This window comes from Acidovorax sp. JMULE5 (genome assembly GCF_013376875.1).
GTDB lineage: Bacteria > Pseudomonadota > Gammaproteobacteria > Burkholderiales > Burkholderiaceae_C > Acidovorax > Acidovorax facilis.
In genome coordinates this window covers 760159-785133 of sequence record NZ_CP035951.1, presented here as the reverse complement: position 1 = coordinate 785133, position 24975 = coordinate 760159, and the positions used below count along the sequence as shown (strand labels likewise).

The 24975-nt window shown below is 65.5% G+C and carries 22 protein-coding genes; 7 read left to right on the top strand and 15 right to left on the bottom strand.

Annotation, left to right across the window (positions count from 1 at the left end; genetic code table 11):
• Window positions 1-65 precede the first annotated feature (65 nt).
• Together EXV95_RS03600 and EXV95_RS03595 are read left to right on the top strand one after the other, a co-directional pair.
• Window positions 66-2357 (top strand): AsmA family protein, encoded by a 2292-nt coding sequence (locus tag EXV95_RS03600; RefSeq protein WP_255484910.1) that lies wholly within the window; start codon window positions 66-68, stop codon window positions 2355-2357.
• A 43-nt stretch (window positions 2358-2400) separates the two neighbouring features.
• The gene (locus EXV95_RS03595) at window positions 2401-2916 is read left to right on the top strand and encodes a M23 family metallopeptidase (RefSeq protein WP_176885838.1); all 516 of its coding nucleotides are present in this window, start codon (window positions 2401-2403) and stop codon (window positions 2914-2916) included.
• A 42-nt stretch (window positions 2917-2958) separates the two neighbouring features.
• Here the strand turns inward: EXV95_RS03595 and EXV95_RS03590 are convergent, their stop codons facing one another.
• From EXV95_RS03590 to imuA, 3 genes are read right to left on the bottom strand one after another with little or no spacing between them, the layout of a single operon-like run.
• Window positions 2959-6225, bottom strand: a complete 3267-nt coding sequence (locus tag EXV95_RS03590; RefSeq protein ID WP_176885837.1) for an error-prone DNA polymerase — start codon at window positions 6223-6225, stop codon at window positions 2959-2961.
• Window positions 6226-6241: 16 nt separating this feature from the next.
• Window positions 6242-7795 carry a DNA polymerase Y family protein gene (locus EXV95_RS03585; RefSeq protein WP_176885836.1) on the bottom strand — a complete coding sequence of 518 codons (1554 nt, stop codon included), beginning with the start codon at window positions 7793-7795 and terminating at the stop codon, window positions 6242-6244.
• A complete protein-coding gene (gene imuA, locus EXV95_RS03580; RefSeq protein ID WP_176885835.1) occupies window positions 7758-8642 on the bottom strand; it encodes a translesion DNA synthesis-associated protein ImuA in 885 nt (294 codons plus the stop codon). Before imuA ends, EXV95_RS03585 begins: the two co-directional genes overlap by 38 nt.
• A 186-nt stretch (window positions 8643-8828) precedes the next feature.
• Between imuA and EXV95_RS03575 the strand changes: the two genes are divergently transcribed.
• The gene (locus EXV95_RS03575; RefSeq protein WP_176885834.1) at window positions 8829-9434 is read left to right on the top strand and encodes an IPTL-CTERM sorting domain-containing protein; all 606 of its coding nucleotides are present in this window, start codon (window positions 8829-8831) and stop codon (window positions 9432-9434) included.
• Between the two features lie 9 nt (window positions 9435-9443).
• Here the strand turns inward: EXV95_RS03575 and EXV95_RS03570 are convergent, their stop codons facing one another.
• Entirely contained in the window at window positions 9444-10754 is a 1311-nt protein-coding gene (locus EXV95_RS03570; protein ID WP_176885833.1) for an HD-GYP domain-containing protein, read from the bottom strand.
• Between the two features lie 469 nt (window positions 10755-11223).
• Here EXV95_RS03570 and EXV95_RS03565 point away from each other — a divergent pair, with 469 nt between their 5' ends.
• The gene (locus EXV95_RS03565) at window positions 11224-11511 is read left to right on the top strand and encodes a DUF4148 domain-containing protein (RefSeq protein ID WP_121419970.1); all 288 of its coding nucleotides are present in this window, start codon (window positions 11224-11226) and stop codon (window positions 11509-11511) included.
• 81 nt (window positions 11512-11592) lie between these two features.
• Window positions 11593-11886, top strand: coding sequence for a DUF4148 domain-containing protein (locus EXV95_RS03560; RefSeq protein ID WP_121419969.1), 294 nt, complete (start codon window positions 11593-11595; stop codon window positions 11884-11886).
• 119 nt (window positions 11887-12005) lie between these two features.
• Here the strand turns inward: EXV95_RS03560 and EXV95_RS03555 are convergent, their stop codons facing one another.
• Both EXV95_RS03555 and EXV95_RS03550 read right to left on the bottom strand, forming a co-directional pair.
• Window positions 12006-12647 (bottom strand): CoA transferase subunit B, encoded by a 642-nt coding sequence (locus EXV95_RS03555; RefSeq protein WP_176885832.1) that lies wholly within the window; start codon window positions 12645-12647, stop codon window positions 12006-12008.
• Window positions 12648-12711: 64 nt separating this feature from the next.
• On the bottom strand, window positions 12712-13419 hold the full coding sequence (locus tag EXV95_RS03550; RefSeq protein ID WP_055402415.1) for a CoA transferase subunit A: 708 nt from the start codon (window positions 13417-13419) through the stop codon (window positions 12712-12714).
• A gap of 89 nt (window positions 13420-13508) precedes the next feature.
• Between EXV95_RS03550 and EXV95_RS03545 the strand changes: the two genes are divergently transcribed.
• Window positions 13509-14051, top strand: coding sequence for a PAS and helix-turn-helix domain-containing protein (locus tag EXV95_RS03545; RefSeq protein WP_055402413.1), 543 nt, complete (start codon window positions 13509-13511; stop codon window positions 14049-14051).
• Window positions 14052-14054: 3 nt separating this feature from the next.
• Here the strand turns inward: EXV95_RS03545 and EXV95_RS03540 are convergent, their stop codons facing one another.
• The 3 genes from EXV95_RS03540 to EXV95_RS03530 all read right to left on the bottom strand — a co-directional run bounded on the left by EXV95_RS03540 (window position 14055) and on the right by EXV95_RS03530 (window position 17797).
• Window positions 14055-14444, bottom strand: a complete 390-nt coding sequence (locus EXV95_RS03540) for a carboxymuconolactone decarboxylase family protein (RefSeq protein ID WP_176885831.1) — start codon at window positions 14442-14444, stop codon at window positions 14055-14057.
• 126 nt (window positions 14445-14570) lie between these two features.
• On the bottom strand, window positions 14571-16766 hold the full coding sequence (gene katG, locus EXV95_RS03535) for a catalase/peroxidase HPI (RefSeq protein ID WP_176885830.1): 2196 nt from the start codon (window positions 16764-16766) through the stop codon (window positions 14571-14573).
• An 80-nt stretch (window positions 16767-16846) separates the two neighbouring features.
• Window positions 16847-17797 (bottom strand): LysR family transcriptional regulator, encoded by a 951-nt coding sequence (locus EXV95_RS03530; RefSeq protein WP_176885829.1) that lies wholly within the window; start codon window positions 17795-17797, stop codon window positions 16847-16849.
• Window positions 17798-17936: 139 nt separating this feature from the next.
• On the opposite strand from EXV95_RS03530, the gene EXV95_RS03525 reads away from it, so the two are divergent.
• Window positions 17937-19061, top strand: a complete 1125-nt coding sequence (locus EXV95_RS03525) for an NADH:flavin oxidoreductase/NADH oxidase (RefSeq protein ID WP_176885828.1) — start codon at window positions 17937-17939, stop codon at window positions 19059-19061.
• 35 nt (window positions 19062-19096) lie between these two features.
• Here EXV95_RS03525 and EXV95_RS03520 read toward each other — a convergent pair whose 3' ends face one another.
• The 6 genes from EXV95_RS03520 to EXV95_RS03495 all read right to left on the bottom strand — a co-directional run bounded on the left by EXV95_RS03520 (window position 19097) and on the right by EXV95_RS03495 (window position 24784).
• The gene (locus EXV95_RS03520; RefSeq protein WP_176885827.1) at window positions 19097-20020 is read right to left on the bottom strand and encodes an SMP-30/gluconolactonase/LRE family protein; all 924 of its coding nucleotides are present in this window, start codon (window positions 20018-20020) and stop codon (window positions 19097-19099) included.
• A 17-nt stretch (window positions 20021-20037) separates the two neighbouring features.
• Window positions 20038-20940: an amidohydrolase gene (locus tag EXV95_RS03515; protein WP_176885826.1), complete on the bottom strand. Its 903-nt coding sequence runs from the start codon at window positions 20938-20940 to the stop codon at window positions 20038-20040.
• A gap of 3 nt (window positions 20941-20943) precedes the next feature.
• A complete protein-coding gene (locus tag EXV95_RS03510; protein ID WP_176885825.1) occupies window positions 20944-21900 on the bottom strand; it encodes a tripartite tricarboxylate transporter substrate binding protein in 957 nt (318 codons plus the stop codon).
• Window positions 21901-22086: 186 nt separating this feature from the next.
• Window positions 22087-23085 carry a tripartite tricarboxylate transporter substrate binding protein gene (locus EXV95_RS03505; protein ID WP_176885824.1) on the bottom strand — a complete coding sequence of 333 codons (999 nt, stop codon included), beginning with the start codon at window positions 23083-23085 and terminating at the stop codon, window positions 22087-22089.
• A gap of 74 nt (window positions 23086-23159) precedes the next feature.
• Window positions 23160-24155, bottom strand: a complete 996-nt coding sequence (locus tag EXV95_RS03500; RefSeq protein ID WP_255484909.1) for an NAD(P)-dependent oxidoreductase — start codon at window positions 24153-24155, stop codon at window positions 23160-23162.
• Window positions 24098-24784 (bottom strand): RraA family protein, encoded by a 687-nt coding sequence (locus EXV95_RS03495; RefSeq protein WP_176885822.1) that lies wholly within the window; start codon window positions 24782-24784, stop codon window positions 24098-24100. The genes EXV95_RS03500 and EXV95_RS03495 overlap by 58 nt, the downstream gene beginning before the upstream one ends.
• Window positions 24785-24975: the final 191 nt, after the last annotated feature.

The window sequence follows — 24975 nt, the reverse complement described above, 5'->3', positions numbered from 1 at the left end:
GAGGCCCCCCTGTCCCGTGCAGCATGGCTGTTCTGCGGCATGCGGCCATAACCCATACACCCTTCATGCCGTCACCTACCACGCCTTCTGCCGATCTTCCCCGCCCTGCCGCGTCCACCGGCCACCCCGCACCCGCCTCGGGGGTTGGTCGACGTGTAGCACGGTGGTTGCTGGTGGCCCTGGGTGTAGTGGCCGCGCTGCTGGTGCTGCTCGGCGCCTTGCTGGCCGTGATCGACTGGAACCGTGCAAAACCCTGGGTCAACGAAAAAGTCAGCGAAGCCACGGGCAGGCACTTTGCGATTGAGGGCGAATTGTCGGCAGCCTGGCACTGGCCCCAACCCCTGGAGGAAGGATGGCGACGATGGATACCTGGCGTCACCGTCCAGGCCGAGCGCCTGGTGATGGACCAGCCGGCGGGGTTCATCCCCCCCTTCCAGCGTGCCGATGGCAAAACGCCTCCCAAGGACAACGCCGATCTGCCGGAAGCGCCCGCCATGGCCCGCATCGGCAGCGCCACCGCCACGGTGCGCCTGCTGCCGCTGCTGGGGCGGCATCTGTCGATCGACACCGTGGCACTCACCAGCCCCCAGGTGGCGCTGGCCCGCACCGCCGATGGCACCAACAACTGGACCTTTGAGCGCAAGGACGGCCCCAGGAGCGGGTGGAGCTTCGATGTAGACCGGCTCGTGCTCAAGCAGGGCGTGTTGGCCTATGCCGATGGCATGAAAGACCTGGACCTGCAGGCGCGCATTGACACAACGGAGCCCATTGCCCCCCCCAGCCCACCCGGCAGCCCGGCCGCCAAGGCTTCCACCAGCGCCGCCAGTGGCACAGCACCGACTGCAGCTGTCGCGGCCCCCGGCACATCCTCCCAGGGGGCGATGCCCTATGGCCTGCGCTTTGAACTGCAAGGCCGCTATGCCAAGGCCCAGATCAAGGGACAGGGGCGCGCGGGCCAGGTCATCAGCCTGCGCAACAAGGTGGTGAACTATCCGCTGCAGATTGATGCCAGCGCGGGCAGCGTGGCACTGTCGGCTGAAGGGGTGCTGGCCAACCCCGGGGAGCTCTCGGGGCTGGATTTTCAGGTGTTCCTCCAGGGCGGCAGCATGGCCGATCTGTACGACCTGACCGGGCTGGTGCTGCCCAACACCCCGGCGTTTGAAACGCGCGGACGGCTGACCGGGAGCCTGGAACCCGAACGCGCGGTGTGGGAGTACAACGATTTTCGCGGCAAGGTGGGTCAGAGTGATCTGCAGGGGTCGCTGAAATACACCTCGGGCAAACCGCGCCCCCGGCTCACCGGCACCATGACATCGAACCAGCTGCGCCTGGCAGACCTGGGGCCGACGCTGGGCACCCGCGTGTCCGGCAACACGCAACGCACCCGCAGCCAGGGTGGCAAGGTGCTGCCGGATTCGCAATTTGCGGCCGAGCGGTGGAATGCCATGGACATGGACATCGTGTTCAAGGGCCGCCACATCATCCGCCCCGAGAGCCTGCCGCTGCAGGACCTGAGCACACGCGCCGTAATGGAAAACGCGCAGCTCAGACTGGCGCCCCTCACGTTTGGCGTGGCAGAAGGCAAGATCGAATCGCAGGTCACCATCGATGGCCGCAGCGCCCCCCTCAAGGCCCAGATACGCGGCACCGTGCAGGGACTGCAGTTGTCGGCCCTGTTCCCCAAGGTGCAGCTCATGAAGAAAAGTTTTGGCCGCATGGACGGAGCCATTGCCCTGGAGAGCACCGGCAACAGCATGGCCGTACTGCTGGGCCACGGCACGGGCGAGATGCGCCTGTATGTGCGCGAGGGCACGCTGAGCAAGCAGATGCTGGACCTGGCCGCGCTCAACGTGGGCAGCATCGTCGTGGGCAAGCTCTTTGGCGAAAACAAGGAAGTGCACCTGCGCTGTGCGGTGGCCGACTTCATGGTGGTGGATGGCTTGGCAACCGCCCGCGTCGTGAAAATGAGTACCGACGATGCTGTGGTGGAGGCCACGGGCACCATCGACCTGGGCACCGAGGCACTGGACCTGCGCATCAAACCCGAATCCTTGCAATGGAAGTTCTTTTCGCTGCGTTCACCCCTGTATGTGAGGGGCACGTTTGGCAACCCGGATGTGGGCGTCGAGGCCGGACCGCTGCTGCTGCGCGCAGGCGCGGCGGTGGTGGCTGCCGTGGTGGCCCCCGCCGCGCTGGCCCTGGTGCCCATCACCGTGCCGGCAGCAGACGACGACACCCATTGCAAGCCGCTGCTGAACCTGGCCCAGCAGCCTGTTAAGCCCGGAGTCCAGGGGGCAGCCGGCACGGCCTCGCAGCCTGCACGGCAGGCCGCCAGCAAGGCAGACCCTTCGCGCTGATTCACAGCGACTGCAACGATTGCGAGCGCGGAATAATCGCGCCATGAAAATTGCAAAGATTCTGGGCCTCACCCTGCTGGCCGTGCTGGTGGCGGGCCTGTTACTGCCAGAGCGCATCCAGATCCCTGTGGCCAGGGCATCGGCGAAGGACTGGAATCCAAAGTCCTTCTGGTTCGAGCCCTGGGGCAGCTCGGGCGTGCACAAGGGTATCGACATCTTTGGCAAGACCGGCACGCCTGTGCTGAGCACTACGGATGGCGTCGTGCTGTTCACGGGGGAGATCGCCAAAGGCGGCAAGGTGGTGCTGGTGCTCGGGCCGCGCTGGCGGCTGCATTACTTTGCGCACCTGGACTCGATCGGCACAGACGCCTTGTCCTTCGTGGCGTCTGGGGAGGCGATTGGCACGCTGGGCGCCAGCGGCAACGCGCACGGCAAGCCGCCACACCTGCACTATTCCATCGTGCGAACGCTGCCCGCGCCGTGGAAGGTGGATGGCGCTACGCAGGGCGTCAAAAAAGCGTTTTTCATCGACCCCCACGCTTATCTGCTGGAGCAGTGACCGCAAGGGAGTCAGGAGGAAGACCCGAAGCGGCTCAGCAGGTCAGTGAAAGTCCCGGCTGCCCTGCAGCGCCTGGGCCATGCGACCGAGCAGCGGTGTCAAGTCCTTGAAGCGCTGGGCCACCAGGTGGCGCACTACCGACGCTGATGGCGCCGACGGCGCATCGGCCCCCTCCCCCTCGGGCACGCTGCACTGCCACACGCCCTCCACCGCCAGCAGTTGCGACCTGAGCAGCGCATTGCGCCAGGTCTCCACCAGCGCAGGCCACACGATCACGTTGACGGGGCCCGTCTCGTCCTCCAGCGTGACGAACATCGTGCCTTTGGCCGTGCCGGGGCGCTGGCGCACGGTGACGATGCCGCAGGCGCGCACCTTGCGGCCATGAGGCACGGTGTTCAACTGCAGCGCGGTCTGCAGCCGCCAGCGCGCAAGGCGCGGGCGCAGCAGGGCCAGCGGGTGGCGGCGCAGTGTGAGGCCGGTGGCGGCGTAGTCGAAAAGAATCTCTTCGCCCTCGGGCGCGGCGAGCAGTTGCAGGGGCGCTTCGTGCACGGGCACATCGCGCAGCAGGGGCGGTGCAGTGTGCTGCGCGGCCGCCTCCCACATCTGCTGGCGCCGGTGGCCTGACAGGCCCGTCAGCGCATCGGCTGCAGCGAGCGCCTGTAGGTCTTGCTGGCTCAGCTGTGCGCGCAGGGCCAGGTCTTCGGTGTTGGCAAAGGCAGGGCCTGTAGCGCGGGCCTCTACCAGTCGTTCGGCAGCATCTTTGTGCAGGCTGCCCACCAGCCGCAAGCCCAGGCGCACAGCGGGCTGCGGCAGTGGCGGCACGCCCAGCCCCCGCGCAGGTCTCAGCGGCTCTGGTGTGCCCTCCAGCGTGCAGTCGATGTCGCTGCAGGTCACGTCAATGGGCAGCACACGCACGCCGTGGCGGCGCGCATCCTGCACCAGTTGCGAGGCGGTGTAAAAACCCATGGGCAACGAATTGAGCAGCGCGGCCAGAAAACACGCAGGCTCATGGCATTTGAGCCAGCTGCTGGCATAGGCCAGCAAGGCAAAGCTGTGGGCGTGGCTTTCAGGAAAGCCATATTCGCCAAAGCCCAGCATCTGCTGGAAGATGGCCTGGGCAAACTCGGTGCGGTAACCACGCGCTTCCATGCCTCCGACCAGTGGGCGCTCGAACCGGTGCACGCCGCCCTTGCGCTTCCAGGCCGCCATCGACCGGCGCAGATCGTCAGCCATACCCGCAGAGAACCCGGCCGCCACCATGGCGATCTGCATCACCTGCTCCTGAAAAATCGGCACGCCCAGCGTGCGCGCCAGGGCCGCTTCCAGTTCGGGCTTCTCCAATTGCAGTGGCTCGCCCCTGCGCCTGCGTTCGCGCGCCTGCAGATAGGGGTGCACCATGCCACCCTGAATAGGCCCAGGCCGCACAATCGCCACCTCCACCACCAGGTCGTAGAACTCGCGCGGCCGCAGGCGCGGCAGCATGCTCATCTGCGCGCGGCTTTCGATCTGGAACACGCCCACGGTGTCGGCGGCGCAGATCATGTCGTAGGTGGCGGGGTCTTCGCGCGGAATGCCCTGGAGGTCCCAGCGCTCACCGCGCAAGGCTTCGCGCAAATTCAGGCAGCGGCGCAGCGCGCTGAGCATGCCAAGGGCCAGCACATCGACCTTGAGCAGGCCCATGGTGTCCAGGTCGTCCTTGTCCCACTGGATGACCGATCGGTGCTCCATGCTCGCGGGCTCCACCGGCACCAGGCGCGTGAGCTTGCCCTGCGTGAGCACAAAGCCGCCCACATGCTGGCTCAGGTGGCGCGGAAAGCCTTTGAGGTCCGCCGCCAGTTCCAGCCACAGCTGGGCCGTGTGCCGGTGCAGCGGCACGCCCAGGCCTTGGGCCAGTTCCTGCAAACGGTCAGTTGCGAACTGCTCGTCAAACCAGTGGTGGTCCTTGGCAAAGGCATCGACCAAGGACGGCGCCACGCCCAGCGCCTTGCCCACATCGCGCAGCGCGCTGCGCGTGCGGTAGGTGGTGACCACGGCCGCGATGGCGGCGCGCTCGCGGCCGTATTTTTCGTAGATGTACTGGATGACCTCCTCGCGCCGGTCGTGCTCGAAGTCCACGTCGATGTCGGGCGGCTCCTTGCGCTCCTTGCTGATAAAGCGCTCGAACAGCAGGTGTGAGTTTTCGGGCGGCACGGCCGTGATGCCCAGCATGTAGCAGACCACCGAATTCGCGGCCGAGCCACGCCCCTGGCACAGGATGCCCTGGCTGCGCGCGTAGCGCACGATATCGTGCACCGTGAGAAAGTACATCTCGTACTGGCAGTGTGCGATCAGGTCCAGCTCTTTGCGGATCTGCGCCTGCACCTTCTGTGGCGCGCCCTGCGGGTAAACGCCTTGCACGCCCACCTGCACCAGCCAGGCCAGGGCCTGCGCGGGGGTCATGCCAGCGGGCACGGTCTCCAGCGGGTACTGGTACTTGATTTCGTCCAGGGTGAACGTGCAGCGCCCCGCCACGGTGAGCGTGGCGTCCAGCAACTCGGGCGGGTAGATGCCCGCCAGCCGCACGCGCCGGCGCAGATGGCGCTCGGCATTGGGCTGCAGCGCAAACCCGCATTCGCCCACGCTGCGGCCCAGGCGTACGGCGGTGATCACATCCTGCAGCGGCTTGCGCGAACGGGCGTGCATGTGCACATCGCCCGCTGCCACCAGCGGCAAGCCCAGCGCCGCACCCACACGCTGCAGCGTGGCCAGCCACAGGCTGTCGTCCGGGGCCAGGTGCAGTTCGACCGCCAGCCAGATATGGCCATCAAAATATGAGTCAAATTGGCCTCTAGCGCTGGATAGACAAGCGCCAACAGCTATCAAATCAGAAGCATCAAAGCGTTGCCGGATAGGCGCCAGCAGCAACTCGCACCCTTGCAGCAATCCCCAGGGGCTGCGCGGGCCCACGTGGTACTGCCCCTTGGATGCGACCGCACGGGCCGCGGTGATGAACTCACACAGGTTGCCCCAGCCCTCGGCATCGCGCGCCAGGGCCACCAGCCGCAGGTCGTCACCCCACAAAAACTCGCTGCCCACGATGAGGTGCAAACCACATTCCTTGGCGGCCTCCCAGGCGCGCACCACACCCGCCACCGAGCATTCGTCCGTCAGCGCGAGGGCCTGGTAGCCCAGCGCCAGCGCGCGCTTCACGAGTTCCTGTGGATGCGATGCACCACGCTGGAAGCTGAAGTTGGACAGGCAGTGCAGCTCGGCATAGCCCGGCAGCACGGTGGCTGATGCAGGCGATGCAGAGGAAGGTGTCAGGCCCATGGAGCCTCCGCAGACATCACCCAAACACCCCATGCAGGAACCAGCGATGGGGCCGCACGGCGGCTGGGGTGCCGTCCGACACGGACGGCACCGGCGCCAGACGCTCGCGGAACACCCACACCAGCCCCGCCACATCGTTGTGCGCCACAAAGTAGTCGCGCAAGGCCAGGGCACCTTCACCGGGGGCCGGGCCTGCGCCCTCCCCGACCGCAGACCACCAGCCCGCTTCAAAGCGGTGGGGCCCGGCCAACAGTCGCAGCAGGCCGTGGTGGCAGGGGCGGTTGCCCTGCACCGCCAGCCGCCGGGGCGGATTCAGCAGCCAGGTGGGCAGCAGCAGGGCATCGGGGGCTGCATCCAGCGCCGTCTTGGCAACACTGACGGAGGCATTCCGGGCTGCAGCGTGCTTTGCGGCCGCCGCCGTCACGCGCAGCACCTCGGCCGCCGGGCGCCATTGCTGCATGCATTCGGGGCGGTGGTCGGCCTGCAGCACCGGGGCCTGCACATGGTCTGCTCCCAGCCGGGCTGACAGGCGCTCCAGCAACTGGTGCAAAGCCTCGCCCTGGGCGCCAGCAGGGTCTGCGCCGCCCAGATGGTCAGGCGGCAGCAGGCTCGCACTGCGGTGTGGCAGCGGGGCCGCCTCCAGCAAACGCAGCGTGATCTGATTGACCGGCGCGGCCAGCGTGGTGCGCGCCAGATTTTCAGACAACAGGCGCCGCAGGTGCCCCATGTCCTGCGTGGCCTGCGCCGTGCGCACCTGCAGCGCCTGCGTGGGGGCGATGGCCACACCATCGATGCGCCGCAGGTCATGGCGCCAGGCCAGCTCCAGGCCCAGCACGCCCTGCTGCCGCGCTTGCAGCCAGCCTTGCAAGGCCGTGAGGCAGCGGCTGGCGCTCCAGAGCAGCGCATCGGCCGACTCTGCCAGCGCAGGCAACTCGCCCGTCAGCACAAACTGCTCGGGCAGCTCCAGCCAGGCGTGGGCCTCGGGGGCATCCCCCAAGGCCTGGTCCAGCACCCGCAGCACCGCCGCACCAAAACGCCGCGACACCCCGGCGCGAGGCAGCGCCCGCAGTGCCCCCCAGGTGCGGCAGCCCATGCGCTCCAGGCTGGCCACATGCGGGCGCAAGGCTGTGAGTGTGTGCAGAGGCAGGCTCAGCGGGCCCTGTGCAGGGAGAGCCTGCCCCGCCAACGCCATACGCAGCCGGGCCTGCGCCACCAGGGCGGTGGGGCCACTGCCCCAGATCACGGGTTCACCCGTCGGTTGTGCGCCCACCACCGTCTCTTCTCCTGCTGGCCCACACTCGCCAGCGACCTGGGCAGCGGGGGGGGTAGAGCCCCTGGCAGATGCCCCGGCCCAGACCCAGGCCTGCAGCACCTGGGCCAGCAGCACTTCGCGCCCGCCCCACAGCCGCTCGGTGGTGGACACCTCCAGCAGCACGGCCTCTGCATCCACCAGTGCCACACGCGGGGTAAAACGCAGGGCCCACCAGCCTGCCGCAGCGGTGTGCACAACCCCTGCAGGCGGTGCGGATGCCTCATCGCACCAGGGCAATGGCAGCGCGATCCAGTGCATGCACCCTCCCCTCTGGCCCCGCCCCCAACGGCACCAGCGGCTCCAATGAAGGGCGCATGGGCAACGCCCCCGATGCCTTGGCTGCCGCCGCAAGGCGACCTGCCACCAAGGTACTGCCAGCATCCACCTGCGCTGCACGCCGTCGCCCGGCCTGGGCCGCCAGCACCTGCGCCAGCCGGGGATGACAGCCCGGCAGATCCAGCCCTTGCGCCAGGGGCGGCCCCCGGCGCTTGAGAATGTGCACCTGCATCCCGGGGACTGTGCATACACCTCCCGGCATGGCCATCCCCTGCACCTGTAGCCGCAGCAAGGCTGGTGAGGCCTGCGCCGCAGCACTGGCCGGGCGAAACACCCATAGCAGTTGACGTTGCTGCGCTGCTGCCAGTTGCAGCCTGCGCAGGGCTGCAGGCTGCACCTGCGGCAGCCAGGCCATCACGGCCAGAACCTCCCGGCAACGCAACGCCTGCTCTGCCGCCCAGAGCGCAGCGGCGGCATCGGCCCGCACCACACACAGCCGCTCGGCTGACAAGCCCTGGGCCTGCAGCGCCGGTCCAAAAGGCTCGCAAGGCGGCGCTACCACCACCACCGCCCCCGAGCGCGGGGCAGTGGCCTGTACCAGGGCGGGCAGCACCAGTTGCCATTCGTGCAGGCCCGCCAGGGGCTGCAGCACCTCGCTCAGCGCCCCCACCGGCCAGCCCCCACCGGGCAACTGCGCATCCAGAGAACCATAACCGGTGGACTGCACCTGCAACTGGCCCGCACCCAATGCGTCCGCATGCCAGACACCGGGCACGGTCAATGGCAGATCGGACGCGACAACCCCCAGGGAGTGGCGTAGCGCAGGCATGGCGAAGACGAGAAGAACAATATGAATACTGTAAATATAACCAGTATTTCGAGCAGCGGGGCAACTGGCGGAGAAGACTTTGGGGTGAGGGGCTTTTGGAGGCAACGCGTCCCAGGTCCTATAAAACTGGGCCAACGCACACCACGCTCCCTACAATGGGCAGGACAAAAAGAGAGGGTCCGTTGAATGAAAACAATCCAATCGGCAGCAGTCGCCCTGTTGCTGCTCCTGTCCGGCAACACGTTCGCGGCCTATACGCTCTACTTTTTTGAAAGCGGTGGCAATGTGGTCGCCAGTGGCAGTGGCAGCCTGAATCTGGGGGCCCTCTCGCCTGCGGGCAGCGGGCCTCTGTCCCCCGGGGTCATTGCTTCGGCTGGGTTGGTCTTCACCGGCACGGCTGGCACCGTGGACGCGTACCTGGGGATATCCGGCCCACCAGCGTTCGGAGGCGGAGGCCCTGTCGGGGCGAATGCAGGATCTGGCGACATGGTGGGCCTGGACAGCACAGGGCCCGGTTTCGTCTTCGCCCCGACAGGTTACGTCTCGGGCTCTGCGCTCACGTCCTCGGCCACCTGGACTGCGACCTCGCTGGCCAGCCTGGGACTCACACCGGGCACCTATCTCTGGACCTGGGGCACGGGCCCGACAGCGGATTCATTCACGGTCCACATCGGCATCGCGCCGCCAGCATCCATTCCGACGCTGTCTGAATGGGGGCTGCTGGTCCTCGCGGTGCTCATGGCGGGCTGGGCGATGCACCATCGGTTCTGGCAGCGAAGCCGGGTGGGCTGACCACCCTTTTCAAAGCTTCCGCACTGCCCAATCACACCAATCCGCCACCGCTGCATCCGCAGGGGTGGCGCGGTCTGCCAGTTGTGGCCAGCGGCGATAGCTGGCATTCACAATACTTTGCAGCTGCCACAGCGCCTCGCGCCCCACCAGCGCCACTTCAGCCATCCCAATAGCATCGCCCTGCAACTGGGCCATGAGTTCACCCTGCTGCCGAGGGTGTGAACCGGCCTCCAGCAAGGCTTTTTGCAAAGCCAGCAGCCGTGCATCGAGGAACACAAAGGCGCTTCCCGGCAGTGCCTTGACACTGGTTTCGGGAGGCAGTGCGGTCTTGAGCTGATCCCAGCATTCAAAAGCTTCGGCCAGCAGGTCGATCTGGCGCGAGGCATCGTTGCCCAGCGGCATGAGGGCAGATTCCCGGGCGACTTCTTCCTGCAGCAGGGGCAGGATGTGCGCCACCAGGGCCGATGGAAATTTGCGATGGTTCAGCCGCAGCACCAGCGACAGGCGCTGCGCGGGCATGTCGTCGTATTTTTCATAGAACGCCGCCACCACCTCGGCCAGCAACAGGATGCGGCCCAGGACAGAGATGTCCGCACCGGCAAGGCCACGCGGGTAGCCGCTGCCATCCATGCGCTCGTGGTGTTCCAGCACCGCCACATCCACAGCCCGGGGATAGACCTGGGTATCGCGGATCATGAGCATGGCGGTGATGGGGTGCGCCACCAGATGCTTGCGCTGAACACCAACGACCTTGTGGTCGGGATCGTCCCAGGCCGGATCCATGTGCAGCACACCCAGATCGTGCAGCAAGGCTGCTGCCGCAAGATGGGCGCAGTCGCGCTCAGCAAGACCGCTTTTGATGCCCAGAAACACGGCCACCGCCATCATCTGCAGGCTGTGTTGAAACAGTCCGGGCCGCTGATCGCGCATCACGGTGAGCTTGCAGGCCATGGATGGAGGCAAGGGCAGCGAGCGCAGCGGCGCCAGCAGCCGGGCCGCCGAGCCGAGGGCTTCTGCCAGCAGGCTGGGCAGCACCTCCTGTTCGCTCATGGCCTGCCCCGCCGCGAGCAAAGCGGGTACGTCCACGGGATTCTCGATGGACAGATGGCGGTCAATGGGCTCGCGCAGCTTGTGCTGCACCAGGCGGTCATACAGGCGGCTGTCGATGCGCGCGCCTTTTTCGACCAGCTTGATACCTTTGTCGGTGTAAATGGCTGCGTCAGCAACCACCGTACGCCGGTCAGCCATGTCGGTCAACGCGCGCAAGTAGTGGGGGCTGTCCGAAGTGTCGATGCCCGCAGGCGCAAGGGTGTCCGTCATGCAGAAAACAAAAGCATATTCAGGACTATAGGGCGTTCCCCCGAGGGGCATCCACGAAAAATACCCGGGCCCCACACAGTCTTGAGCCAGATCAAGGCCCAGTCGCCGCCCCCCCCCGTGTTTCACAAGGCCGGGAGACTTCCCTGCACGCCATTCACCACCCGATTCAGCCCGTCCTGCAGCTATGGATCACCATTCCGGATAAACGCTTCATTCATTGCATGCAAAAGCGGTTCAATCCTTCTTTTCAGGCTAAAAATTTGGGTAAACCCTGAAATTCTCTGGCGGCATTGTTTCCAATACTGGAACAGTTAGTTTGCGACTCGGTGGTTTTTCTTTGGACTTCACCCGCGTACAGTTCAACCCATCGATGAGCCGAACCCGCAAGGCGACTCACCGAACCCGGTTCAGGAATGGTTTTTTGACCCGGCTTTTTTGAGACGCTTTTTAACTTCCAAGGATTTTCATCATGAACAACACCGCCCGCTTCCTCTCCATCGCTGCCGTTGCCGCTTTCGCCTCTTTCGGCGCACAGGCTGACGAAGCCGATGCTTCGCAATTCGCGACCAAATTTGAAACCAACCGCACCCGCGCTGAAGTGCAGGCAGAAGCCGCCAGCGTTGCCCAGACCCGCTCCATCGAGCCAGCAGGCTCGCGTGTGTTGACCTACACGTCCACGGCTGACCGCGCTGCCGTGCGTGCCCAGGCTGCCGAAGCCCTGCGCGCTGGCCAGATCCCTTCGGGTGAGCGTGGTTGATTCTTGTTGAATCCACGGTTCACACGTTTTCGTATTGCCAAGTACCTCGTCCCTACTTTTGAATTTCACTGGAGTTTCACCATGAACAAGTCTGTCCGTTTCCTCTCTATCGCCGCTGTTGCCGCTTTCACTGCTTTCGGCGCCCACGCTGATGAAGCCGATGGTTCGCAATTTGCCCTGAAGTTCGACACGAACCGCACCCGTGCCGAAGTGGCCGCTGAAGCCGCTACCGTGGCCCAGACCCGCAGCATCGAGCCCGCTGGTTCGCGTGTGGTGACCTACACGTCCACGGCTGACCGCGCTGCTGTGCGCGCCCAGGCTGCTGAAGCCCTGCGCACTGGCAAGATCCCTTCGGGCGAATTCAGCGCCATGTAATTCGCGCGGCAGGTACTGCGGTCGTTTTCACGGCTGCAGCCCGATGCTGAAAGCAAAAGGCCGAGGCCCCTCACGGAGCCTCGGCCTTTTTTGCGTTTGAGGAACGCCCCCAACAACGGTCAAGGAATCAGCGTCACGCCCGTTTTGGCTTGCAGGGCATCCAACGTCACGCCCGGAGCCAGTTCCACCACCTTCAGGCCTTGGGGGGTGACGTCCATCACCGCCAGGTCGGTGATGATGCGGTCGACCACGCCCACGCCCGTCAGCGGCAGCGTGCACTGGGGCAGGATCTTCAGGTCTTCGGTGCCGTCCTTCTTCTTGGCAACGTGTTCCATGAGCACGATCACGCGCTTGACACCCGCCACCAGGTCCATCGCGCCGCCCATGCCCTTGACCATCTTCCCGGGGATCATCCAGTTGGCCAGATCGCCCTTTTCGCTGACCTGCATGGCGCCCAGGATGGACAGGTTAATCTTGCCGCCACGGATCATGGCAAAGCTGTCATGGCTGCCAAAGATGGACGAGCCCTTGATGGTGGTCACGGTCTGCTTGCCAGCGTTGATCAGGTCCGCATCCACCTCATCTTCGTTGGGGAACGGGCCGATGCCGAGCATGCCGTTTTCGGACTGCAGCCACACTTCCTTGTCGGCGGGCACGAAATTGGCCACCAGCGTAGGGATGCCAATACCCAGATTCACGTAAAAGCCGTCTTCGAGCTCATGGGCGGCACGCGCCGCCATTTGGTCTTGACTCCACGACATATGTATTTCTCCAGCTTGTTCGGTGACGGCAGGCTTGCACGCCTGCTTTTCGATAAACGCAGGCTTAAACGCCCGCCTTCTCAGTGATGGTGCGCTTTTCGATGCGCTTTTCCGGGTTCGGGTTGTGCACGATGCGGTGCACATAGATGCCGGGCAGATGGATCTGGTCCGGCACCATGGCACCGGTTTCCACCACCTCTTCCACTTCAACGATGCAGACCTTGCCGGCCATGGCAGCGGCAGGATTGAAGTTACGGGCCGTCAGACGGAACTGCAGGTTGCCCGACTTGTCGGCGCGGTGCGCCTTGACCAGCGCCACCTCAGGCACCAGCGAGCGTTCCATCACATAGGTTTCGCCGTCGAACTCGCGCAGTTCCTTGCCCTCGGCCACGATGGTGCCAACACCCGTCTTGGTAAAGAAGGCCGGGATGCCCGCGCCGCCTGCACGCAGCTTCTCGGCCAGCGTGCCCTGGGGCGTGAACTCCAGCTCCAGCTCGCCGGCCAGGTATTGGCGCTCGAACTCCTTGTTTTCGCCCACGTAGGACGAAATCATCTTCTTGATCTGGCGGGTTTCCAGCAGCTTGCCCAGGCCAAAGCCATCAACACCTGCGTTGTTGGAAATCACGGTGAGGTTCTTGACGCCGGAATCGCGCAAGGCGTCGATCAGCGCTTCAGGAATGCCACACAAACCGAAACCACCCACAGCCATGAGCTGGCCGTCTGCAACCACGCCCTTGAGGGCCTCAGCTGCGGAGGGGAATAACTTGTTCACCACGATCTCCTTGTGAATTTGGATGCGCTACGATACTACGTACCCGATTAAGTAGTATCCCGTAAAGACTTGCACTATGGACGTTGCCAATGGACGTTGATTACCGACTCGCTTTTGACATGGCCCCCGTGGGCCTGGTGCTGTCGCGCAACCGCACCATGGTCGATTGCAACCGGCATGTGTGCGAGATGTTCGGCGCCTCGCGCGAGGTGCTCATCGGTCAGTCGTTCCAGATACTTTATCCAAGCGCCGACGAATACGAGCGCCTTGGCGCGCACATGGAACCTATCCTGAACGCCAAGGGCCACTACGCCGACAACCGCATCATGAAGCGTGCCAACGGCGAGGTCTTCTGGTGCCATGTGTCAGGCCGTGCACTCAACCGAGATGCCCCGCATGAATCAGGCATCTGGAGCTTTGAAGACCTGAGTTCGCAACGCCCCGTGAAGGCCGAGTTGACAGGCCGCGAACGCGAGGTGGCCGCGCGCCTGTTGGAGGGACTGACTTCCAAGGAGATCGGTCGGGCCCTGGAGATCAGCCACCGCACGGTGGAGATTTACCGGGCACGCCTCATGCGCAAGTACAACGCATCCACCGCTGCCGACCTAGTACACAAATTGCTCGCTGGTTGAGCCCTACTTCGGGCCGTCGATCACATCAGCAGCTGTGCGAAAAGCCTCGACTGCCGTCGGCAGGCCGCAGTAGATGCTGGCGTGCAGCAACACTTCCTGGATCTCTGCCGCTGTAGCGCCGTTGTTGAGCGCGCCGCGCACGTGGCCCTTAAGCTCATGCTGCTTGCCCAGCGCGGTAAGAAACGCCACCGTGATCAAGCTGCGCGTCTTCATGTCCAGCCCTGGCCGCTGCCATACATCGCCCCAGGCATTGCGGGTGATGAACTCCTGGATCGGCTGGGTGAACGCCGTGGCATTGCCAAAGGCATTGGCGACAAAGTCCTCGCCCATGACCTGCTTGCGTGTGGCCAGACCTTTGTCGAAGTCCTTGGTGGATGGGAGTTGTTGTGTCATGCGGGCTCTCCGGTTCAGTTGGGGCCGCCATCGTAGCCGCAGCGCCTGCACGAAAAACACAAAGCCACCTGCCATGCCCCGCGAAGGGCCAGGCAGGTGGCTTTGTCAAAGTGCTAAGCCCCAGGTTTACGCTGCCGCGAGATCAAAGCGATCCAGGTTCATCACCTTGGTCCAGGCGCGGGCGAAGTCCTGCACAAACACGGCCTGGGCATCGCTGCTGGCATAGACCTCGGCCAGCGCACGGAGCACGGAATTCGAGCCAAACACGAGGTCGACCACGGTGCCGGTCCATTTCTTGGCGCCTGTGCTGCGGTCCACCCCTTCCAGCACACCGGTTGCGCTAGCTGACTTCTGCCATTGGGTGCGCATGTCGAGCAGGTTCACAAAGAAGTCATTGCTCAACGTTTCCGGGCGCTGCGTGAAAGCTCCGTGAGGCGCCTGGCCCATGTTGGCACCCAGTACCCGCAAACCGCCGACCAGCACCGTCATCTCTGGCGCAGTCAAGGTCAGCTGGTTCGCGCGGTCAATCAGCAGTTCGGCCACAGCGCCCTCCAGCCCGGGGCGCACGTAGTTGCGAAAGCCATCGGCCACGGGCTCCATCACTTCGAACGATGGCACATCGGTTTGCTCCTGCGAGGCGTCGGTGCGGCCGGGGGTGAAAGGCACGGTCACGTCCTGCCCGCCTCGCTTCGCGGCAGCCTCCACAGCGGCGCCACCGGCCAGCACGATGAGGTCGGCCAGCGAGATTTTCTTGCCGCCCGTCTGCTCGGCGTTGAACGCGCGCTGGATGACTTCGAGCTGGCCCAGCACCTTGGCCAGTTGTGCAGGCTGGTTTACGTCCCAGTCCTTCTGCGGAGCCAGACGAATGCGCGCCCCATTGGCTCCGCCGCGCTTGTCGCCGCCCCGGAAAGTTGAAGCAGAAGCCCAGGCCGTCGATACCAGCTCAGAGATCGACAGGCCCGACGCCAACACCTTGGCCTTGAGTGCCGTGATGTCTTGTTCGTTGACCAGAGCATGGTCCACTGCAGGAACAGGGTCTTGCCAGACCAGCACTTCGGCGGGCACTTCAGGGCCCAGGTAGCGTGCACGCGGCCCCATGTCGCGGTGTGTGAGCTTGAACCAGGCGCGCGCAAATGCGTCGGCAAACTGCTCAGGGTGCTCCAGGAAGCGGCGCGAGATCTTCTCGTAAGCCGGATCAAACCGCAGCGACAGGTCGGTGGTGAGCATCGTGGGTACCAGCTTCTTCGACGGATCGTGTGCGTGTGGAATCGTGGCCTCGGCACCCTTGGCCGTCCACTGGTGGGCACCGGCCGGGCTCTTGGTCAGCTCCCACTCAAAGCCGAACAGGTTTTCGAAGAAGTTGTTGCTCCATTGGGTGGGTGTGGTGGTCCAGGTGACTTCCAGGCCGCTGGTGATGGTGTCGCCGCCCTTGCCAGAACCATGGTTGCTCTTCCAGCCCAGGCCCTGCTCCTCGATGCCCGCGCCTTCGGGCTCCTTGCCCACCAGCGCAGCGTCGCCCGCGCCATGGGTCTTGCCAAAGGTGTGGCCACCAGCAATCAATGCCACGGTCTCTTCATCGTCCATCGCCATGCGCGCAAACGTGTCTCGGATGTCGCGCGCGGCGGCGACGGGGTCGGGGTTGCCGTTGGGACCTTCGGGGTTCACGTAAATCAGGCCCATCTGCACAGCAGCCAGCGGGTTGGCCAAGTCACGCTCACCGCTGTAGCGCTTGTCTCCGCCCAGCCAGGTGTTCTCGGCGCCCCAGTACACGTTTTCATCGGGTTCCCACACGTCGGGGCGGCCACCGGCAAAGCCGAAGGTCTTGAAGCCCATGGACTCCAGTGCCACGTTGCCGGTCAAGATCATCAGGTCGGCCCACGAGATCTTGCGGCCGTACTTCTGCTTGATGGGCCAGAGCAGGCGGCGTGCCTTGTCCAGATTGGCGTTGTCGGGCCAGCTATTGAGCGGCGCAAACCGCTGCTGCCCTGCCCCTGCGCCGCCACGTCCGTCCGCCAGGCGGTAGGTTCCGGCGCTGTGCCAGGCCATGCGCACAAACAATGGCCCGTAGTGGCCAAAGTCTGCGGGCCACCAATCCTGCGAGTCGGTCATCAGCGCATGCAGATCGGCCTTTACGGCAGCAAGGTCCAGGCTCTTGAATTCTTTTGCGTAATCGAAGCCGTCGCCCATGGGATCGGTGAGCGGGGAGTTCTGGTTCAGGGGACGGATATTGAGCTGGTCTGGCCACCAGTCGGCATTGCCACGGCCCTTGGGCGCGGCAGCCTTGGTGTGGTCAAACGGGCACTTGTTTGTCTCTTGTGTCATGAGGCACTCCTGTTGGCGTTGGTGAGCAGCCGATGTTATGGAGTGCATATCCTTATGAAAAGGCAATAGTTTTGATTAATTCAATAGTTTTTCTCTAATTTCGGCAAATGCAGCGGACTACCGGCCTCCTTGCACCCACACGTATCGAACAGCACCGAGCGGACCCAGCGGTGCCCCGGCGAGCGGTGGGTGCGTTCATGCCAGGCAGCAGTTTTAACGAAGCCAGGTATGGCCACTGGTGGCTCCAGCACCACCAGCCCGCGTGCATCAGCTACCACCCGCTGGGGCACCACCGCGATCAGGTCGCTATTGCGCAGGATCTCCGGCAGCACCAGAAAGCTGGTGATCGACAGCACCACCCGCCGTGATCGGCCCAAGCGTGCCAACACCTCATCCGTCACGCCGCAGAAACCGCCACCCGTGTACGAAATGAGCGCATGGTCCAGCGCGCAGAAGCGGTCCAGCGACAGCGCGCCGCCCTTCGAATCCGGGTGCCCGGCGCGCATCACGCACACGTAGCGCTCGTCAAACAGGTGCCGGGCATACAGGTCGGGCGCCGTGTTTTCGGGGCTGATCAGGGCCAGATCGATATCGCCCCGCTCCAGCCGCTCGTACACCGGCAGGTGCTGGGCAGGCACCACGGCCACGCGCACGCCGGGCGCGCGGCGGCGCAGCATGGCCAGGAATGGCACCACCACCGCCTGCAGCGCGTAGTCGGTGGACGCGAGCTGCACCGTCATCTGCGCCGTGGCAGGGTCAAAGGCCTGAGGTTGCAGCAGCGACTCGATCCCACCCAGCAGCTCCTTGACCGGCGCGGCCAGCTCCTGCGCGCGCAGCGTGGGCGTAATGCCACGCTGTGTACGCACGAATAGCGGGTCATCGAAGCTTTCGCGCAGGCGGGTCAGCATGCCGCTCACCGCAGGCTGGGTGAGTGACAGGCGCTGGGCGGCGCGGGTTACGCTGCGTTCGTCGAGCAAGGCATCCAGTGCCTTGAGCAGGTTCAGGTCCATGGCCCTGATATCAATTGCCATGATTTCAGAAATAAGAACTATCGATTTGGTTTATGGCTGCATCGTACCCACCATCTTCACTGTGCGTGGCCGTGGTGTCTTTGCCCCCGCCCCCAGCCCGAAATTCCTTTTCTAATTAACCGACAAGAAAGCAAGCTGCATGTCTGCCCTGTTCACACCGTTCCAACTCAAAAGCGTCACCCTGCGCAACCGCATCGCGATCCCGCCGATGTGCCAGTACAGCGCGGTGGACGGCTTCACCAATGAATGGCACCAGGCGCATTACGCCGGTCTCGCTCGCGGCGGCGCAGGCCTGGTGATTGTCGAGGCCACGGGCGTATCGCCCGAAGGCCGCATCACCCCGGCCTGCACAGGCCTTTGGAACGACCAGCACGTCGAAGGCATGGGCCGCATCGCCGCCAGCATCAAGGCCGCTGGCGCCGTGCCCGGCATCCAGATCGCCCACGCAGGCCGCAAGGCCAGCGCCCAACGCCCCTGGGAAGGCGATGACCACATTCCCGAGAACGACGCGCGTGCCTGGCAGCCGATAGCACCGTCCGCCATTGCTTACGGCGGCGGTCTGCCCCGGATACCCCAGGCCATGACACTGCAAGACATTGCCCGCGTGCAGGCCGACTTTGTGGCCGCCGCACGTCGCGCACTGGCCGCAGGGTTCGAGTGGCTGGAACTGCACTTTGCCCACGGCTACCTGGCGCAGAGCTTCTTCTCGCCCCACAGCAACCAGCGCACCGACCAGTACGGCGGCAGCTTTGACAACCGCGCGCGCTTTCTGCTGGAAACCGTGGAGGCCGTGCGCAAGGTGTGGCCCGCGCACCTGCCACTCACGGCACGCTTCGGAGTCATCGAATACGACGGACGCGACGAGGAAACCGTGGCCGAGTCCATTGAGCTGGTGCGCCAGATGCGCGAACGTGGCCTGGATATGGTCAACGTCAGCGCGAACTTCGTGATTGCCGAGACGCAGATTCCCTGGGCAACCCCCGCCTTCCTGGCCCCGGTAGCACAGCGCGTGCGCAGCGAAGCCGACCTGCCCGTGGCCTCGTCGTGGGGCATCGATGACCCGAAAATCGCTGAACGTGCAGTGGCCGACGGCCAGATGGATTTGGTGATGATCGGCCGCGCCCACCTGTCCAATCCGCACTACACCTACCATCTGGCGCAGGTGCTGGGCGTGCAAAAGCCTGAATGGAACACGCTGCCCGCGCCCTACGCGCACTGGCTGTCGCGCTATCGCGGCGCCGCAAAGGTCGCCGCAGCCCAATAAAGCTCTGAAAACGCCCTTGCCCTTTGGCCCGACATTCAGTCCGGGGTCGAGCGGTGCAGGGGTAGCCCCGGCGCATCCAGCCGTGCGTGCAGGATGTGGCCGTGGGTCGAATCGGTCACGAACACCGTTTGTCCGCCCTGCCCGCCATAAGCCAGATTGGTGGTGGAGGCTCCGGCCGGCCCCCGCAGCACCAGCACGGGCTCGGCCCGGTGGTTGAGCACCCACACATAACCCAGGCCCGGGTTGGCCACCAACAGGCGCCCCGCCCCATCCACCGCAAGCCCATCGGGGCCGCTCGGGCCATAGGACGTGAAGAACTGCCCCACCTTGGCCACGCTGCCATCGGGCAGCAGCGGCACGCGCCACACACAATTGCCACGTGTGGCGGCCAGGTACAGCACGCGGCCGTCGGGCGACAGGGCCACGCCATTGGGGTTGGGCACGTTGGCCAGCAACAGGTCGAGCTGGCCATTGGGGCGCAGCCGGTACAGGCGCCCGCTCGGGTCGTGCAGGCCGCTCTGGCCCTGGTCGGTGAAGTACAGGTTGCCGTCGGCGTCGAAGATCAAATCGTTCACGCCCTTGAAGCGCTCGCTGTTGCGGCGCTCCAGGTACGGCGTGACCCTGCCGGTCGCGATATCGAGCCGTATCAACCCGTTCTTGTAGTCGGTGATGAGCAGCGTGCCCGCATCCATGAACTTCATGCCATTGGGCTCGCCGTCGTACTCGGCCACCAGCGTCCACGCGCCCTGCGGGTCGATGCGGAAGATGCGGCCCCAGGGGATGTCGGTCACGTACAGGTTGCCCGCGTCGTCGAACACAGGGCCTTCGAGGAACGAATCGGTGGCAGTGCCGCCCCGGTTGGCATCGGCCCAGGCGCTGCGCTCGGGGCGGCGGAAGGTGTCGGGCATGGAGCTGAAAAACGCCAGCTCGCGGACCTCGGGGGATTGCAGCAGAAACATGGAAGAGGCTTTCGTTGTCAGGAGGTGGCGCCAAAACCATAAAGCCGCGCCGGGTTGTCCACCAGGATACGGTCCATCGCGGCATCCGAGCCCGCCCAGGCGCGCAGCAGGTCCACCAGGTCGGCATCGTTCACCTTGCCCGGCGCCTCGGTGGTGTGGGGCCAGTCGCTACCCCACACCAGGTGACTGGGGGCAGCCCGCACCAGGGCTTGCCCCAGCGGCAGGGTGTCGGCGTAGCTGGGGCCCCGCACGGCAGAGCGCATGTAGGCGCCCGAGAGCTTGACCCAGGTGTTGCCGCTGTCCAGCAAGCGGCGCAGCACGCCAAAGGCTTGGGCCGATGGGCCTTCGGCCGGATCGATGCGGCCCAGGTGGTCGATGACCAGCGGCACGGGCAGCGCCTGCAGCACGGGCGCCAGCGCCAAGATCTGCTCCGGGTGCGCGAACACCTGGATGTGCCAGCCACCGCAGTCCGCATGCCGTGCCACCTTGCCCGCCAGCGTGCTCAGCATCTGCGCCGTGGTGGTGCCCCACGATTGGGGTGAGACAAAGTTGACCCGCAGCCCGCACACGCGGCGCGCGGCCAACCGGGCCAGCTCTGCATCGCTCACGCTGGGGTCCACCACGGCCACGCCGCGTGCGTCGTCACCCAGCTGGTCCAGCGCATCCAGCGTGCAGGCGTTGTCGGTGCCGTAGGTGGATGGCGTGACCACCACCGTGCGTGTGCTGCCCAGGCGCTGCTGCAGCTGCCAATAGGCGGCCACGGGCGCATCGGGCGGCGTGCGCGGCCAGTGGGCAGACGGTGCAAAGCGCGCATCGAAGATGTGCATGTGGCTGTCGCACGCGCCGGGCGTCAGCAGGCGCTGCGGGCGGTTCAGGCCCACAGAGTGCGGCACGGGCGTGGTCAGCGCGGGCAACGGCATGGCTCAGTCGAGTTTGATGTTGCCCTTCTTCACCACCTCGCCCCACTTGCTGTCTTCTTTCTTGAGGAAGGCGGCAAACTCCGCAGGCGTGGAGCCGATGGGCTGGGCGCCCAGGTCGGCCAGGCGCTGCTTCACTTCGTCTTCCTTCAGCACCTCTTGCAGGGCCTGCTGCATTTTGGTTGCCACGTCGGCAGGTACGCCCGCAGGCAGAAACACGCCGTTCCACTCATAGGCCTCGTAGCCCGGCACGGCCGCCTCGGCCACTGTGGGCACGTCGGGCAGGCGCTTGGAGCGCTCGGGCGCCGACACGGCCAGCGCGCGCAGCTTGCCGCCCGCCACATGCGGGTAGGTGGCGGCCACGGTGCCAAACATGAAGTCCACCTGGCCGGCCATCACATCGGTGATGGCGGGGCCGCCGCTCTTGTAGGGCACATGCACCATATCGAGGCCCAGCTTCTGGGCCATCAGCTCCGCCGCCAGGCGCTGCACCGTGCCACTGCCGCCCGAGGCAAAGTTGATCTTGCCGGGCTGCGCCTTGGCCTTGGCAATCAGCTCGCCCACGTTCTTGTAGGGCGCATCGGCCTTCACGATGAGCACATTGGGCGCCAGCAGCACCAGCGATAGCGGCTGCAGTGCGTTGGCGGCATACGGCATCTTGGGGAACAGGTGCGGGTTGATGGAGTGCGGCGTGGCGTCGTACAGCATGGTGTAGCCATCCGCCGACGCCTTGGCCACAAAACTCGCGCCAATGGTGCCACTGGCGCCCGCCTTGTTGTCCACAATCACGCTGCCGCCCAGCTTGGCACCCAGGCGGGTGGCCACCACGCGGGCCACGGCATCGGCCGCGCCGCCGGGGGCATAGGGCACGACGAGCGTGATGGGCCGCTCGGGGAAGGCGGCGTGGGCCAGGCCTGCAGCCAGGGCGCAGGCGGCGATCAAGGGTTTGAGAAAACGCAACATGAAGTCTCCTTATCTATTCAATCCATGAAGAACAAACAGGTATCGCTGGCCCATGGCCTGCGAAACTGGCGCTGACAAAGCGCAGGCAGCCGTGCAAGGGCCGCCCCGCCGCACTGGCTGCGTCCCCCTTCCCGCATCGCGCAGCGAGGCGAGAGAGGGGGGAAGGCGCAAAGCGCCTCAGGGGGGTCAATCCACTTTCAGATCAAGCTCGCGTGCAATCTGCGTATAGGTGGCCACTTCGCGGCCGACCTGGCTGGCAAACGCGGCGCCGCAGGTGGCATCGGCGTCCAGCCCCAGGCCGCGCAACTTGTCGTTGGCCGCAGGGCTTTGCACAAAGTCCCTGGCCACGCGCTCCAGCTGCTGGGCAATGGCGTCGTCCAGACCCGCCGGGGCCAGCAGGCCATACCAGGCATCGGCCGAATACTTGCCGCCACCGGCCTCGGCAAACGTGGCCACGTCGGGCAGCAGCGACGACCGCTTGGGCGATGCCACGGCCAGCGCGGTGAGCTTGCCGCTCTTGATCTGCGGCAGCACCGAGCCCAGCGTGGCAAACGAGCTGTCGAGCTGACCGCCCACCAAGTCCGTGACCACCGGCGCCGCGCCCTTGTAGGGCACGTGGTTCAGATGCAGGCTGTTGGCGCGGGCAAACATCTCGGTGGCAAAGTGGCCTGAGCTACCCACGCCCGCCGTGCCTGCGGACAGACGCCCCGGCTCCTTGCGCGCACGGGCCATGTACTCAGCCAGCGACTTCACGGCCAGGGCCTGCCCCACCACCAGCACCGTGGGGCTGGTGGCCACGGTGCACAGCGGCTTGAACGACTTCACCGCATCGAACTTCACCCGCCCGGCGTACAGCCCCGGGATCATGGTGTGGTTGGTGGCGCCAAACAGCAGCGTGTAACCGTCGGCGGGCGCGCTGGCCACCGCCTGGGCGGCCAGGATGGTGTTGGCGCCGGGTTTGTTGTCCACCACAAAGGGCTGCCCCAGCGCGCGGCTGGCGTGGTCGGCAAACGCACGGGCCACCACGTCGGTGGGGCCGCCTGCGGCAAATCCCACCACCAGCTTGACGGGCTTGTGGGGGAACGCCGTTTGCGCCCCTGCTGCGCTGGATGCTATACAAACAATAGCTATCAGCGCATGATGGACAAGCGCAGAGGCCGTTTTTCTTCTCAAAATGTTGTGCATGTCTTTGTCTCCATGGGCCGGGGCTCCCTGCCCCGTGCCTTTTTTTCTCTTTGCTTTCAGGAAGGGGGCTGGCGTCAGGCCGCAGCCACCGCTGCGCCAGGCACACGGCCCAGCACGGCCAGCAGGTTCTGCGCCGCGCCCACGCCCATGTTCACGTAGGCGTCGCTGGTCACGCCGCCGATGTGGGGGCTGAGGATGAAGTGCTTCTCGCCCTGGAAGGGATGGCCCGCCGTCATCGGCTCGACCGCAAAGCTGTCCAGCCCCGCCGCCATCACCTGGCCCGAGCGCACGGCCGCCAGCAGCGCGGCCTCGTCGATCAGGCCGCCGCGCGCCGTGTTCACCACGATCACGCCGCGTTTGCATTGCGCCAGCGTGGTGGCGTTCAGCATGCCCCGGTTCTCGTCGGTCAGCGGGCAGTGCAAAGACACAGCATCGGCTTCGCGCCAGATCGTCTCCAGGCCCACGCTCTGCACATAGTCCGGCAGGTTCTTCGCAAACGGGTCAAAGCCGATCACGCGCATGCCCAGGGCGTCGGCCATCTTGGCAAAGCGCAGGCCGATGGCGCCCAGGCCCACCAGGCCCACGGTGCGGCCACCCAGCTCCAAGCTTTTGTGTGTGGCCTTGTCCCAGTGGCCCGCGTGCATGCGTGCATCGAGCTGCACCACCGATTTGGCGCAGGCCAGCAGCAGCACCAGCGCCTGCTCGGCCACGGCCGCAGCGTTGGCGCCCACGGCAGCCACCACCTCAATGCCCCGCGCCTTGGCAGCCACCTTGTCGATGGTGTCAGTGCCGCTGCCGTGCTTGGAGATGACCTTGAGCGCGGGTGCCGCATCCATCACCGCAGCGCCCACCTTGCCGTAGCGCACGATGATGGCCAAGGGGTTGTACGCGCGGCACAGGGCCACCATGCCCTCTTCCGTCGGCGTCTTGCCGGCGTAGACGATCTCGTAGCCTGTGAGCAGGTCGAGGGCTTGTTGCGCCAGATCAGCGCCCGTCACGATGATGGTTGGGTTCACAGCGATTCCCCTTCCTTCAGCACACCGGCAGCGCGCAGGGCGGCGGGCAGCCATTTCGATGCGGTGTCGCCGCGAGCAATCGCCTCGATGCGCGCCGCCTCGTCGGCCACCTTCTTGTCCGCCAGGGCCAGCATGGCGGGGGCTTTTTCGCGCTCGATCACCACCACGCCATCGGCGTCGCCCACTACCAAGTCACCCGCGTTCACCACGGCACCACCGGCGCAGATGGGGTGGTTGATGCGGCCGGGCACGTACTTGGTGGGCCCTGCGGGGTTGAAGCCCGCGCTGAACACGGGGAAGTCCAGCTCCAGAATTTCCAGCTTGTCGCGGATGGCTGCGTCCACGATCACGCCGGCCAGGCCGCGCTTCTTGCAAGCGCTGAGCATCAGCGTGCCCATCAGCGCCGCCGTCTGGTCGCCCTTGCCGTCGATCACGAGCACGTCACCGGGCTGGGCCAGGGCAATGGCGGCGTGGATCATGAGGTTGTCGCCGGGGCGCACTTCCACGGTGAAGGCAGGGCCTGCCACCTTCATGGACTGGTGCACGGGCGCCACGCGGCCATGCATGGTGCCGCGGCGGCCTGCCACGTCGGCCAGGATGGCGGCCTGGTAGGTGGCGGCTTTTTGCACTACGTCGGCGCTCACGCGGTCGATGGTGCGGATGATTTCAGGGAGTTGGCTCATGGGGAATCCTTGGAAAGAACGCGGAGATGCTGAGGAGCGAATGTGCGCGGCTGACTGGGATGCGCGTGCAAGGCGCCCATGCCGCAGCGCAACCAGCCCCGGACTCAGCGGCTGGCGAAGTGCAGACGAAATGCGAAGGTGAAGAAGTGGGACGGGCCGATATGCGGGACAAACCGCCCCCCCCAGCGTGA